This is a genomic window from Vibrio sp. Vb0667, assembly GCF_033391095.1.
Genome location: NZ_JAWPOL010000029.1, coordinates 21,514 through 35,153, shown reverse-complemented (window position 1 = coordinate 35,153; position 13,640 = coordinate 21,514). Strand labels below are relative to the sequence as shown.

Annotated in this window: 11 protein-coding genes; 7 read left to right on the top strand and 4 right to left on the bottom strand. The window is 45.6% G+C overall.

Features of this window, described 5'->3' with window-relative positions; translation table 11 throughout:
* Window positions 1-86: 86 nt before the first annotated feature.
* Window positions 87-1,961 (top strand): argininosuccinate lyase, encoded by a 1,875-nt coding sequence (gene argH / locus R8269_RS19420; RefSeq protein WP_005381331.1) that lies wholly within the window; start codon window positions 87-89, stop codon window positions 1,959-1,961.
* A 194-nt stretch (window positions 1,962-2,155) separates the two neighbouring features.
* Here the strand turns inward: argH and R8269_RS19415 are convergent, their stop codons facing one another.
* The 3 genes from R8269_RS19415 to R8269_RS19405 form a co-directional block, all read right to left on the bottom strand.
* Window positions 2,156-2,437 (bottom strand): DUF3624 domain-containing protein, encoded by a 282-nt coding sequence (locus R8269_RS19415; protein WP_025768083.1) that lies wholly within the window; start codon window positions 2,435-2,437, stop codon window positions 2,156-2,158.
* Window positions 2,438-2,809: 372 nt separating this feature from the next.
* Window positions 2,810-4,282, bottom strand: a complete 1,473-nt coding sequence (locus R8269_RS19410; RefSeq protein ID WP_047104141.1) for a dihydrolipoyl dehydrogenase — start codon at window positions 4,280-4,282, stop codon at window positions 2,810-2,812.
* Window positions 4,283-4,472: 190 nt separating this feature from the next.
* Entirely contained in the window at window positions 4,473-5,201 is a 729-nt protein-coding gene (locus tag R8269_RS19405; protein WP_005382781.1) for a redoxin family protein, read from the bottom strand.
* A gap of 169 nt (window positions 5,202-5,370) precedes the next feature.
* Here R8269_RS19405 and oxyR point away from each other — a divergent pair, with 169 nt between their 5' ends.
* Window positions 5,371-6,282 (top strand): DNA-binding transcriptional regulator OxyR, encoded by a 912-nt coding sequence (gene oxyR / locus R8269_RS19400; protein WP_005381326.1) that lies wholly within the window; start codon window positions 5,371-5,373, stop codon window positions 6,280-6,282.
* A gap of 53 nt (window positions 6,283-6,335) precedes the next feature.
* Here oxyR and R8269_RS19395 read toward each other — a convergent pair whose 3' ends face one another.
* Complete coding sequence (locus tag R8269_RS19395; RefSeq protein WP_213870863.1) at window positions 6,336-8,897, bottom strand: penicillin-binding protein 1A; 2,562 nt, start codon at window positions 8,895-8,897, stop codon at window positions 6,336-6,338.
* A 144-nt stretch (window positions 8,898-9,041) separates the two neighbouring features.
* Between R8269_RS19395 and pilM the strand changes: the two genes are divergently transcribed.
* Genes pilM through R8269_RS19370 form a run of 5 tightly spaced genes read left to right on the top strand, consistent with a single transcriptional unit; the run spans window position 9,042 to window position 13,479 of the window.
* Window positions 9,042-10,058 (top strand): type IV pilus biogenesis protein PilM, encoded by a 1,017-nt coding sequence (gene pilM / locus R8269_RS19390; RefSeq protein WP_017633531.1) that lies wholly within the window; start codon window positions 9,042-9,044, stop codon window positions 10,056-10,058.
* A complete protein-coding gene (locus R8269_RS19385) occupies window positions 10,042-10,617 on the top strand; it encodes a PilN domain-containing protein (RefSeq protein WP_005381323.1) in 576 nt (191 codons plus the stop codon). Before pilM ends, R8269_RS19385 begins: the two co-directional genes overlap by 17 nt.
* Window positions 10,610-11,203, top strand: coding sequence for a type 4a pilus biogenesis protein PilO (locus R8269_RS19380; protein WP_215810441.1), 594 nt, complete (start codon window positions 10,610-10,612; stop codon window positions 11,201-11,203). Before R8269_RS19385 ends, R8269_RS19380 begins: the two co-directional genes overlap by 8 nt.
* Window positions 11,193-11,708 carry a pilus assembly protein PilP gene (locus R8269_RS19375; RefSeq protein WP_115386334.1) on the top strand — a complete coding sequence of 172 codons (516 nt, stop codon included), beginning with the start codon at window positions 11,193-11,195 and terminating at the stop codon, window positions 11,706-11,708. The genes R8269_RS19380 and R8269_RS19375 overlap by 11 nt, the downstream gene beginning before the upstream one ends.
* Before the next feature lie 25 nt (window positions 11,709-11,733).
* Window positions 11,734-13,479: a type IV pilus secretin PilQ gene (locus R8269_RS19370; RefSeq protein ID WP_053307551.1), complete on the top strand. Its 1,746-nt coding sequence runs from the start codon at window positions 11,734-11,736 to the stop codon at window positions 13,477-13,479.
* Window positions 13,480-13,640 lie beyond the last annotated feature (161 nt).

Genomic DNA, 13,640 nt, shown 5'->3' with positions numbered 1-13,640 from the left:
TAAGAAAAAGTGAGCAAATGACCATCAAATTGGTTACTACTCATTCGAGAACGTTAGAGTAAGCAATAGTCATCAGGAGAGACGCAATGGCATTATGGGGCGGAAGATTTACCCAAGCGGCAGACACCAGATTTAAAGAGTTCAATGATTCGTTGCGTTTTGACTACCGATTGGCTGAGCAAGACATCGTAGGTTCAATCGCATGGTCTAAAGCTCTGCTTTCTGTTGATGTGCTATCGGCAGAAGAACAGCAAAAACTGGAACTTGCTTTAAATGAGCTGAAGTTAGAAGTGATGGAAGACCCTCACCAAATTCTTCGCTCTGATGCAGAAGATATCCACTCTTGGGTTGAACAGCAGCTAATCAGTAAAGTGGGAGATTTAGGTAAAAAACTCCACACTGGGCGTTCTCGTAATGACCAAGTCGCCACAGACTTGAAACTTTGGTGTCGTCAGCAAGGTCAGCAATTGTTGATTGCTTTAGATCGCCTACAAGCACAAATGGTCCATGTTGCTAAACAGCACCAAGGCACCGTATTGCCAGGCTATACTCATCTTCAGCGTGCTCAACCTGTAACCTTTGCTCACTGGTGCTTGGCTTATGTTGAAATGTTCGAGCGTGACTACTCTCGTCTGAATGATGCCTTACAGCGTCTCGACACTTGTCCACTTGGCTCGGGTGCTTTAGCGGGAACGGCTTATCCGATTGATCGCGAACAATTAGCACATAATCTCGGTTTCCACCGTGCTACGCGTAATTCACTAGATTCGGTTTCAGATCGTGATCATGTGATGGAACTGATGTCGGTGGCGTCGATTTCTATGCTTCACCTTTCTCGTCTTGCAGAAGATATGATCTTCTACAATTCAGGCGAGTCAAACTTCATTGAGTTAGCGGATACGGTGACATCTGGTTCGTCATTAATGCCACAGAAGAAAAACCCAGATGCACTTGAGTTGATCCGTGGTAAGACAGGGCGTGTCTATGGCGCATTATCGAGCATGATGATGACAGTTAAAGCTTTGCCATTGGCGTACAACAAAGACATGCAGGAAGATAAAGAAGGGTTGTTTGACGCTTTAGATACATGGAACGACTGCATGGAAATGGCAGCTCTGTGTTTTGACGGTATTAAAGTGAATGGCGAGCGCACACTAGAAGCGGCGAAACAAGGTTACGCAAACTCGACGGAGTTAGCTGATTACCTAGTGGCGAAAGGCATCCCATTCCGTGAAGCTCACCACATCGTCGGTGTCGCGGTCGTTGGTGCTATTGCTAAAGGTTGTGCGCTAGAAGAGCTGTCTATCGAAGAGTTAAAAGCCTTCTCAGAAGTCATTGAAGCGGATGTGTATGACATTCTGACTATCGATTCGTGTTTGGAAAAGCGTTGTGCTTTGGGGGGGGTTTCGCCTCACCAGGTCGCTTACGCGGTAGAACAAGCGGATAAGCGCCTGAGCCAGCGTGACAGCTCGGCGGTGAAAGTGCGTCCTGCACGTTTGACGGACATTGAAACGTTGGAAGGTATGGTTGCTTACTGGGCGAACCTTGGTGAGAATCTTCCGCGCTCTCGTAATGAGCTCGTGAGAGATATTGGCTCTTTTGCGGTGGCTGAGCATCATGGTGAAGTGACGGGTTGCGCTTCTCTATATGTGTATGACTCAGGGTTGGCAGAAATACGCTCTCTTGGTATCGAAGCGGGCTGGCAAGGCCAAGGGCAGGGCAGTGCGATTGTGAACTATTTGGTTGAGAAAGCGCGCCAGATGGCGATCAAGAAAGTCTTTGTTCTAACGCGAACGCCTGAGTTCTTTATGAAGCAAAGCTTTTTACCTACATCGAAGTCATTACTGCCGGAGAAAGTTCTGAAAGATTGCGATCAGTGCCCACGTCAACATGCATGTGATGAGGTAGCGCTTGAGATCAATTTAATGGAGCAAGTGATCCAAAAAACGCATGTGGCATGAACTGAAGTTGTGGAGTGATTTTATTAGCATTCAATGACATAGTCATTTTCCTGTTTACTTACATCAGTATTCGCTAAAAAAATCGAAAAAATTTGGAACCTTTGAGAGGAAGCCCGGTCTATTAAAGTACCACTGCTTTTTCTTAGAAGAATCTAAGAGAGCCCCAGAACTGACATTGGTTTTGGGGCTTTTTTCTATCTGTCACTTTTCTCTTTTTTATTGGCCTTTTTTTGTCCCTTTCGACGTTGCCAAGGCAAGATGACAAAACGCATCCATAAGTGTAGAAACAACAAAACGTTGAAAGCGAAGCCGGCAAAGATCAAAGCGATCGACTCGATGCTTTGTGGATCATCTTTGAGCGTAAACCACCACACAATCCAACACAGTACAGAAAGTACCGTCAATTGATCCAAGCATCGTTGGCAACGTCCAAGTTTTTTCCAAAACCAATGTTCCTCGCAGCGGCGACAAGTCATAGTGTTTTCCAAACCATTAGTGTTGCTTCAGATTATATATCTAACTAAATGGTGGAAAGCGTTTCTTACACGGGCTTAGAGCGCCATGACACAACCAAAAATGGAAAGTTAGCTTTGTAAAAGCTTTGTGGCACGTAATTGATGTATGGTGTGCTGTCAGTCTTTAACAGGAAATATAATGATGTCGACAGAGTTGAAACTTGCGCTGAGTATCGCTGGTGGGTTCTTTATGATCGGTGTTGTCGCGATTTATATGGTCAGCCGCTATGCAATGATGGCAGCGTAAGAGAGATTTTATTGCGCCGAAGTAGCAAAGCAAAGCCTCGTTGATGACGAGGCTTTGCTTTATATTTAGATAGAAGCCTGAAAGCGTTAGCAGCCAGGGCCGCAGTCAAGACAATGTTTCACCATTTCTGGCCCTAAGTGTAGTTTTGCATTCAAATCACGTAGAGCGGTGCGGACGCCTTCTTCAATCACTGGGTGATAGAAGGGCATATCTAACATCTCAGAAATCGTCATCCTATTTTGGTGCGCCCATGCTAAAAGGTGAGCAAGATGCTCTGCATTCGGGCCCATCATTTCTGCACCTAAAAAACGTCCAGTGCCTTGCTCTCCGTAGACATGCAGAATGCCTTTATTACGAAGCATGACGCGCGAACGTCCTTGATTTTCAAACGAGACTTCACCGGTTGCGAAACATCCACATGTGCCTAGACGTGTTTCTAGTTGTTTATATGTTTCTCCAACCATAGCAATTTGAGGGTCGGAGAACACGGCTGAAATTGGTGAGCGACGCAGACCCGCACGAATATCTGGGAAACGGCCTGCGTTGTCTCCAGCAATACGGCCTTGGTCAGCGGCTTCGTGCAGCAGTGGAATTTGGTTACTTGCATCACCTGCGATGAAGATGCTCTCTACCGAAGTTTGCAATGTGTAGTGATCCGCCGTTGGTACGCCACGTTCATCGAGAGCCACATTGGTGTTCTCGATCGCCAGCTTATCGACGTTTGGACGACGACCCGTTGCGGCCAATACGTAATCGACAACGAAAGTTTCTAATTCACCATCATGGTTGATGAATTGGATTTCGACCTTGTCTTCGCCGTCATTGCCTGACGAAGCAATGCGTTTCATACTTTCGACTTTTACATCTGCATCAAGGTAGAACTCTTCCTTAAAGGCTTTATCTGCATACGCCATCACCTCTGGGTCTGTCAGTGGGCCCACTTGTCCTCCAAGGCCAAAGAGCTTCACGTTTACTCCTAGGCGGTGTAAAGCCTGACCCAATTCAAGGCCGATGACTCCTGGGCCAAATACTGCCACTGACTCTGGTAAGTCATCCCAGTCAAATACATCATCGTTAATCACTAGGCGATCACCCAGTTCATTCCAAGCTGCCGGATATGCTGGACGAGATCCTGTCGCAATAACAATGCGCTGTGCGGTGACCTGAGTATGATCATCTATGATGAGAGTGTGGTCATCGGCAAACTTCGCGTAGCCCGATAGTTTGTCTTCAGCGGGAATATCATCGACACTTTCAAGCACAAAGCCAACAAAACGATCGCGTTCGCGCTTTACACGATCCATAACTTCTCGTCCGTTAATTCGTACTTCACCTTGCGGGTGTATCCCAAATCCAGGTGCTTTTTCGATTTGATGAACACTTTCTGCTGCCGCAATTAACAGCTTAGACGGCATGCATCCGACACGAGCACAGGTTGTTCCGTAGGGACCGCCCTCAATCATTACCACGCTGTTGGTATGAGCTTTTGCTGCTCGATAAGCACCAAGACCAGCCGTCCCGCCACCAATAATCGCTACGTCGACATTAACTTGTTTCATCGTGAACTCTCGCTTTTGTTCTAAGCCAAGCTAGCTACATTGAGCTTGGAGAGTGAATTGGATAGTTGAATCTGGATAAGTAGTCACCTTATTGGCAGATAACTACTTATCTAGACTAGTAGAAGAAGTGGTTTAGGGTTGGCCTCCGAGCCAAAGGCACCGGAGACCGAGGGTGTAGGCTATGGACAGCTTAGCCTAGATACGCTTCTAGCTCTTCGCTACCGCCGATGTGCTTGCCACCGATAAAGACTTGTGGAACAGTCGTGCGACCAGATATAGCTCGTAGACTAACTGTTGTTGCGTCTTTACCCAGAATCACTTCTTCATATTGAAGACCGTGGTCAATTAGATTTTGTTTCGCTTTCATACAGAAAGGGCAGCCTGGTTTAGTGAACACCGTGATGGATTCTTGCGTTTTGTAGTCAGGCGCTATGTAGTTCAGCATCGTATCTGCGTCTGACACCTTGAATGGGTCGCCTGGTTCGTTTGGCTCAATGAACATTTTTTCCACTACGCCATCTTTTACTAGCATGCTGTAACGCCATGAACGTTTGCCAAAGCCGATGTCATTTTTATCCACTAACATACCCATGCCATCGGTGAATTCACCATTACCATCCGGGATGAAGGTAATGTTTTCTGCTTCTTGGTCTTGTTTCCATGCATTCATCACGAACGTATCATTGACCGAGACACAAATAATCTCATCCACTCCGTGCTCTTTAAATACAGGGAACAATTCGTTGTAACGAGGTAGATGGCTTGATGAACAGGTTGGAGTAAATGCACCCGGTAAGCTAAATACGATAACGGTCTTACCTTTAAATAGCTCATCGGTCGTTACATTCACCCAAGAGTCACCTTGACGAACTGGAAAAGTAACTTGAGGGACTTGTTGACCTTCTTTAGATACAAACATAATGATTTCCTTTAACTATTTTAAATTATGCGTATAGAGCTTAGCGTTTTTCGTCGCTCTGTTTCGTTTTGTTGAGCCCATTATTGTAAAAATCCTTTGATAGCTCTAATCGTTTGGTGTTATGGTTTTGATAGGTATTAGCTATTGTTAAAGAAGCGAAGCGTGAATTATGAATATTCGAGATTTTGAGTACTTAGTTGCACTTGCGGAACATAAGCACTTTCGCAAAGCGGCAGAGGCATGTTTTGTTAGCCAGCCAACATTGAGTGGGCAAATTCGTAAACTAGAGGATGAACTCGGGACCACGCTTTTAGAGCGAAGCAGCCGACGTGTTTTGTTTACCGATTCAGGGTTACAGCTGGTGGAGCAGGCTAAACGCATCTTAAGTGAAGTGAAAACCTTCAGAGATATGGCAAGCGGTCAAAGCGGAGCCATGACTGGACCGATGCATATTGGTTTCATCCCGACGGTTGGGCCTTATCTATTACCCAAAATTCTGCCGCAGATAAAAGAAGCATTTCCTGAGCTGGAGCTATTTCTGCACGAAGCTCAGACACATCAATTAGTGCGTCAATTGGAAGAAGGCAAACTAGATTGCTTAGTTTTAGCTTCGGTTGATGAAACTGCGCCATTTAAAGAGATCGAAGTGTATCAAGAGCCATTAAGTGTCGCAGTGCCATGTGACCACGAGTGGGCCTCTCTCGACCATGTTGATATGTTGGAGCTGAATGGTAAAACCGTTTTAGCGTTGGGAGACGGCCACTGTCTGCGAGATCAAGCGTTAGGTTTTTGTTTTGCCGCTGGTGCAAAAGACGATGAGCGTTTCAAAGCCACCAGCTTGGAGACGTTGCGCAATATGGTTGCTGCCGGTGCGGGGATTACGTTATTGCCTCAGCTTTCTATCCCTAATGAGAAGCAAAAAGATGGCGTATGCTACGTACCAGCTGTTAACCCAACCCCCTCGCGTAATATCGTTCTCGTATACCGTCCGGGCTCACCATTACGAGCTAGGTTTGAAGCTTTAGCAGCGAAGATTAAAGAGGTGTTGGCTTCTTATCCATCATTGAATGCAGCAGCATAAAAAGCAGACATAAAAAAGGGAGAGCTTGATGCTCTCCCTTGTGCTTTTGTGATTTAGAACAGTTCTTCTGCGCCAGAGCCTGAAGAATAAATACTATCTTCTAAACGGTCGCCAGCGTATTCGGTAGGCTCCGTGCCTTTTTCATAGTATTCGAACATTGATGTGCTATCTACCTTGTGCGTTAGCATACCGCTGTTGCGATCAATACGAACTCGAATAATATCCTCTGGAATATTTTTACCTTGCTCCGGCGTCCCTTCTAGCGCAACACGCATGAAGTCAATCCAAGCAGGCTCTGCGGTTTTCGCACCCGACTCGGCACCAGAAATTTGGCCTTGCCCTAGGTTGCTGTTAACAGTGGTGCGGCCAAGTGCACGTGAGTGATCATCAAAGCCAACCCAAGCTATCGCAACGACACCAGGTCCATAGCCATTGTACCAAGCATCCTTGGAATCATTCGTTGTACCCGTTTTACCCCCGATATCACGACGACCAAGTTTTTGCGCGCGCCAGCCTGTACCATTCCAACCTGTGCCTTCACGCCAGTTACCGCCACCCCAAATGTTGCTGTACATCATCTCACGCATTAAGAATGCATTCTGTTCAGAGATAACTTGCGGTGCATATTGAGGTTCATCATTTTCAAGGGCATTGTCTGTTGCAAGGCCATCAATCGCGACGTCTTGTTCGCCAAATTCATCAGCGTAGCGATTTTCTGGCTGCTCGCTCATTTGCGGACAATCCTTATGACAAACACTCTTTGGATTGGCTTTAAACAGTACTTCACCGAATGCATCTTCCACGCGTTCTACATAGAATGGTTCAACGTAATAACCACCGTTCGCAAACACAGAGTAACCTTGTGCCACTTTCATTGGTGTTAAGCTACCAGCTCCGAGTGCGATGGTCTCAGAGCGTGGTACTTGGTTAATATCAAAACCGAAACGAGTAAGGTACTGACGTGTCTCCTCGAGGCCAACTTCACGGAGTGTACGCACTGCCATGACGTTTTTTGATTGAGCTAAGCCGAGGCGAAGACGCGTTGGACCACCATAAGTTGGTGGTGAGTTTTTTGGTCGCCAAGCTGAACCAGAGCCTGCATCCCACTTGTTAATCGGCGCATCGTTAATCAAAGTGGCTAGAGTTAGTCCTTTGTCAATTGCTGCCGAGTAGATGAAAGGCTTGATACTTGAACCAACCTGACGCACTGACATGGTTGCACGGTTAAACTTGCTGTGCACAAAGTTGAAACCACCAACCAGCGACAATATCGCGCCATTTTCTGGGTTCATCGCAACAAACGCGGTGTTTGCTGTCGGCACTTGGCTCAGTTTCCAGCTCAGTGTTGTGTTGTCATCTTCATCGGTTTCACTTACTTCGCGAACCCAAACTTGTTGACCTGTCGCTAGCACATCATGCGCTGACTTTGGTGTTGAGCCTTGGCGGTTATCGGTAATGTACTTACGCGCCCAGTGCATTCCAGTCCAAGGGATGGTTTGCTCTTCATGGTTCTTAACCCATACTTGCGCCGTCTTATCATCGACTTTCGTCACAACCGCAGGGTAAAGGTCACCATAAGTTGGCTGTTTCTTCAGGTGCTTTTCTATTTGCTCATTGCCCCAGGCTGCTTCCCCTTCTTTCCAAAGCACACTTTCTGCACCACGGTAGCCATGACGTTCATCGTATGACAAGAGGTTATTTACCGCAGACGTATTTGCAGCATCTTGCAGTTTAGAATCCACAGTCATGTAGATATTCAAGCCAGAGGTGTAAGCTTCTTCTTCACCGTACTCTTTTACTGCCCATGCACGAGCCAACTCTGCTACGTAAGGCGCTGAAAGCTCAATTTCAGCGCTATGATAACGCGCCACAATAGGTTCATTGCGTGCTTCGTCATACTGCTCTTGTGTAATGTATTTCTCATCAAGCATTCGCATTAATACAACGTTACGGCGTTTTGTTGCGCGCTCAAGAGAGTAAATTGGGTTCATGGTTGATGGCGCTTTTGGCATACCAGCGAGTGTTGCAATCTCACTTAACGTCAATTCATCAAGGCTCTTGCCAAAATACACTTGAGCGGCAGCACCAAAGCCATATGAGCGGTAACCAAGGAAGATTTTATTGACATAAAGCTCCATGATTTCTTGCTTACTTAAAAGCTGCTCAATATGGATAGCAATAAAAATCTCTTTAATCTTACGCATGATCTTCTTCTCATTAGATAAGAAGAAGTTACGAGCTAGCTGTTGCGTAATCGTACTTGCACCCTGTTTAGCCGAGCCTGAAACCGCAACAACAACAGCTGCACGAGTGATGCCGATAGGGTCGATACCGGGATGCTCGTAGAAACGGCTATCTTCGGTTGCGATGAGCGCGTGAATTAAGTCTTGAGGAATTTCGTCATAAGTAACAGGAATACGACGCTTTTCACCGAACTGTGCGATCAGCTTCCCGTCTTGACTAAACACCTTCATAGGTGTTTGTAATTCAACGTCTTTTAGAGTTGCAACATCTGGCAATTCAGGCTTCACGTACTGATAGAAGCCAAATATTGTGGTGACTCCAAGAATTATGCAAATCAATGTTAAAAATAATAAACGCTTTATGAACTTCACCGGAGAATCCCTGATTGGTTGAGGCTGTGTAACGGCAAACCCTTGTACTCTTAGGTCAAAAATTTAGCACATAAGAGATATTAACTCTTATTTGGATGCTAATAACAACCTTTGCACGAAGAAATTTCGGAGCGAGAGTAAGAGATGGATAAGCTAATCGTTACCGGCATCGATATAGGCCATAACAGCCTCAAAGCCGTAGTACTTAAACCCACAGGCAACAATTACGCTCTGTTGGGTTACAAAGAAATATTACTAAAGGAAGGTATTGTCGCTGAAAATAACACCATAAATCATCAAGAAATTGTAAAGACCCTCAAGCAGATAAAAAAAGAACTGCCTTTTGGTGCTAAAAAAGTTGCGATCTCAGTTCCTGATAACTCGGTAATTAGCAAGAAACTGCAAATAGAACAAAATCTTGAAGAGAGTGAAGTTGAGTTTGCAGTGATACAAGCCTTTTCTCATCAATCGCCATTCCCTGTCGAAGAGCTGAGTTTAGACTTCGTTCGTCTTCGCGCTGAGGGCGGGCAGAGTGGCAGTGATAGCTATCAAGTGTTTGCGACAAGAAAAGATGTGGTAGAAGGCCGAGTCGATGCATTACAAAAGTCCGGACTAAAACCTGTTTTAGTGGACGTGCATTCGCAAAGCCTTGGTCATATCTGGAAGCTCACCGCCGATCGCTTTCCTGACAAAAACAAATACTGCTTACTCGATATTGGCACTTTATCGAGCTCCTTCACCATGTTTACCGAACAAGGTGAACTGTTTCACAAAGAGTTTGCTTACGGCACACGCGGAGCAAACAGCGCTTCTCCAGTCGATTTTCTGTCCGATGATGCTCAGGAGAAAACAGAGCTGTTTAACCGTCAAATCGTAGAGCGAGTAAAGCGCCAGATGCAGCTCTATACCTCAATCAATGGCTCACAAAACATCAAGGGTATCTGGTTATCAGGGGAAGGGGCCTCCACTCCCATGCTCGTAGAAGAGTTGTCTCAACAATTGTCGTTAGAGTGTGAATTGCTAAATCCGCTAGGGCTATTTGAGATGAAGGTGTCTAAGCGTAAGCGTCGTGCTGTGGATTGGCAGCATTTCTCAACAGCAGCCGGACTGGCCGTTCGTGGCATTCATTGGCTAGGAGGCGCCCGTGCTTTATCGCATTAATTTACTTCCTTGGCGAGAGAATCAAAGAGAAGAGCACCGACGTCGCTTCATCAGTTTGGTCGCATTAGGCATGTTGGTCGCTGTTGGCATCCAGTGGGGTATTGGAAAGTTTTTTGAGTACCAACAAGATCAACAACAGGAGCGGCTCGATTACCTCACTCACTACATTGCCGAACTCGACCAGCGTATTGAAGCAATGAAAATTGCAGAGCAAGAGCACAGCAAAATCCTCGAACGTCTAAAGGTCGTTGAAGGTTTACAAAACGGACGAAACAAAACGACCGAGTTCATGAACTTAATGCCTGCCGTTATCCCTGAAGGTGTATATGTCGACAAGATCAAAATGAATGATCTGGAAATTGAGATCTCTGGGATCTCAGATAGCACTCCAAAACTTGCCACGATGCTGGACAACATGGAGCGCTCGGCCAAGTTGAACGACGTAGAAATGCATTCCATCGTTCACGGCAAAGCCCGTTTTGGGAAAGAGTTTCAAACATTCAAAGTGTCTTTCATGTTCAAAGTAACGGAGAAGAAATTGGAGGCTCAACGTGGTTGATTGGCAGGATCTCGAAATAGATGAAATGGCCGAGTGGCCATTGTTGCCCCAGATTGTAGTAATCGCGCTTCTGATCATAGCGATTCAAGGCTTAGGTTATTGGTTTTACCTTAAACCGAAAGAAGAACAGTTGAATCACTTGATCCAGCAGGAGCAGACACTCAAGGTGGCATTGAAGATCAAAGCGAACAAAGTGGCAGCGTTGCCTCAGCTTCAATCTCAATTGGATGAACTTACCACTCGTTACGAGTTATTACTGCAACAACTGCCTGCGCAAAAAGAGCTGGCTACAATGCTCGCTTCAGTGAATGAGCTTGGCATCGACAATAAGCTGACTTTCACCCGAATCGACTGGGGCGAAAAACAATCAGAGCACTTCCTTTATCGTCTTCCTTTAAACATAGAGTTAACGGGCGACTTTCATGACATCGGCCATTTTTCTCAGGCAATAGCGACGCTACCTCGAATCATCACGTTTAAAGATGTGACTTGGCAACGTGTCAGCCAAGAGAGCGAAACCCTGCACTTTCGGGTGCGCGCTAACACCTATCAGTTTAAGCCGGAGGAGACGAAAAATGACAAGTAAGTCTTTGTTGTTGGTATTGATGGGTTCTCTATTGATGGGCTGCCAGGCGAATGATGAATCATTGACGGATTTTATTCGAGGAGTGGAAACACAGGCGCGTCGAGAGGTCGAGAAGCTTAAGCCCGCAGACAAGTATGTTGCAGTCACGTACGCACCGGAAGTACAGCGTGCACCCTTTGAATTACCCAAAGAAGCCATCATCGCGACTCAGCCAGTTGCAAGAAAAGATTGTTGGCAACCGCCCTCAAGAAGGCGAACTGGAAAATTAGAAAAATTCCCATTAAGCCAATTACGTTTGAAAGGGGTCATGGGCATGGATAACACGGTTTCTGGCCTCGTTCAGGCTCCCAATGGCAACGTCTATAAAGTTAAGCCGGGTCAATACCTCGGACGCAATAATGGCAAAGTGACCCATGTCAGCCACTCCTACTTGTTGATTAATGAAACGTTGCCCGACGGCTTAGGATGTTGGCAAAAACGTAAAGTTAAGTTGGCTTTGAGATAGCCCCATTTATTTTTGATATTGAGTAATGAAAATGAGACAAGGATTAACACGTACACCAAGGATACTTACTGGGCTCTTCTCCTTATGGTTGTTTGTATTTTTAGCCCCTTTAGCGGCAGCTGAAGAAGTTTCGTCCAATGCCCTAAAAAGTATCGACTTTCGAACTAATAAAGATAAAGACGCGGTGATTGTCGTCGAATTGGCGTCACCGGCCGCGATTGTAGATATCAAGCGTGTACAGGAAGGGTTAAGTATCGATTTGCTTAACACTTCAGTAAAAGACGAGCAATTGTATCTCCTAGACGTGAAAGACTTTTCGACTGTGGTTGAGAGCGTAGAAGTGTTTCGCGACACCTCGACGACGCGCTTGGTTGCGCACATCAATGAAGAATACAAGCATGATTACCGTTTAACGGGGCGTTTTTTGGAAATCAAAGTAGCGAAGATCAAACCTAATGAGAAAGCCCCAGATAAAAGCATTTTAGAAAGAGAAGGTAAGCTTATTTCGATTAACTTCCAAGATATTCCTGTGCGAAACGTCTTGCAGCTTATTGCTGATTACAACCAATTCAATTTGGTTGTCTCCGACTCTGTGGAAGGCAACCTCACGCTTCGTCTTGATGGTGTCCCTTGGCAGCAAGTGCTGGATATTATATTGCAAGTTAAGGGGTTAGATAAGCGTGTTGATGGCAACGTGATTTTAGTTGCTCCGACTGATGAGCTGGACTTGCGTGAGAAGCAGCAGTTAGAAAAACAAAAACTGACGGAAGAAATGGGAGAGCTTTCATCTGAAATCATCAAAGTTAATTTTGCTAAAGCATCAGACATTGCGGAGATGATCAATGGTGAAGGAAATATCAGCATGCTGTCAGAGCGCGGCAGTATGACCATTGATGAGCGAACTAACTCGTTATTGATTAGAGAGTTACCTGAAAACATCGAGGTGATTCGAGAAATTATTGAGTCTTTGGATATTCCAGTTAAACAGGTTCAAATTGAGGCGCGTATTGTGACCATCAATGAAGGTAACATGGATGAGTTAGGGATTCGTTGGGGTTTTACGTCTATTAATGGCAGTAATACAGTGGGCGGTTCTATTGAGAACAACCTTGCCACGATCGGTCTCTATAATGGAGAAGGGGGCGACGACGGTGGTGACGGTGATGGAGTGGGGATCGATGACTTCCTAAATGTAAACTTAGCTGCAACCAGTCCGAATGCGACCAGCATTGCTTTTCAGGTCGCAAAGTTAGGTTCAGACACCTTGTTGGATCTTGAGCTTTCTGCTCTGCAACAAGAGTCTAAAGCTGAGATTATCTCGAGCCCACGTTTGATCACTACCAATAAGAAACCTGCCTATATCGAACAAGGTACAGAGATTCCTTACCTAGAGTCATCATCAAGTGGTGCAACGACGGTGACGTTCAAAAAGGCGGTATTAAGTTTGAAGGTAACCCCGCAAATCACACCGGATAACCGCTTAGTATTGGATTTAAGTGTCACGCAAGATAGACCTGGACAAGTAGTGAAGACCGGCACTGGTGAAGCTGTTGCGATTGATACTCAACGTATCGGGACGCAAGTGTTAGTGAATAACGGTGAAACGGTCGTTCTTGGTGGTATTTTTCAGCACAGCATTACTAACTCGGTGGACAAAGTGCCTTTGTTGGGCGACCTGCCGCTATTAGGTGCTCTTTTTCGTCGAAGTTATGAGAATGTTGGCAAAAGTGAGCTGTTAATTTTCGTCACGCCTAAGGTGGTGATTCAGTAGTTCTGTCTCGGGAAAAACTGATTAAATCAAAAATAAAGTTGCAATAGTGGCACCATGCTTGGATAATTTCGGGTCTTATCACGAATTATCTGTGAGGAACTGGTGCCACAAGCCTTGTAGAACAGCAGTTTAGCTGTGTTTTCTTGTGGCGATCTTATTGA

Excerpts from the sequence above, each read along its gene's own strand:
- argH (WP_005381331.1), top strand. The coding sequence starts at position 87 with ATGGCATTATGGGGCGGAAGATTTACCCAAGCGGCAGACACCAGATTT.
- R8269_RS19415 (WP_025768083.1), bottom strand. The coding sequence starts at position 2,437 with ATGACTTGTCGCCGCTGCGAGGAACATTGGTTTTGGAAAAAACTTGGA.
- R8269_RS19410 (WP_047104141.1), bottom strand. The coding sequence starts at position 4,282 with ATGAAACAAGTTAATGTCGACGTAGCGATTATTGGTGGCGGGACGGCT.
- R8269_RS19405 (WP_005382781.1), bottom strand. The coding sequence starts at position 5,201 with ATGTTTGTATCTAAAGAAGGTCAACAAGTCCCTCAAGTTACTTTTCCA.
- oxyR (WP_005381326.1), top strand. The coding sequence starts at position 5,371 with ATGAATATTCGAGATTTTGAGTACTTAGTTGCACTTGCGGAACATAAG.
- pilM (WP_017633531.1), top strand. The coding sequence starts at position 9,042 with ATGGATAAGCTAATCGTTACCGGCATCGATATAGGCCATAACAGCCTC.
- R8269_RS19375 (WP_115386334.1), top strand. The coding sequence starts at position 11,193 with ATGACAAGTAAGTCTTTGTTGTTGGTATTGATGGGTTCTCTATTGATG.
- R8269_RS19370 (WP_053307551.1), top strand. The coding sequence starts at position 11,734 with ATGAAAATGAGACAAGGATTAACACGTACACCAAGGATACTTACTGGG.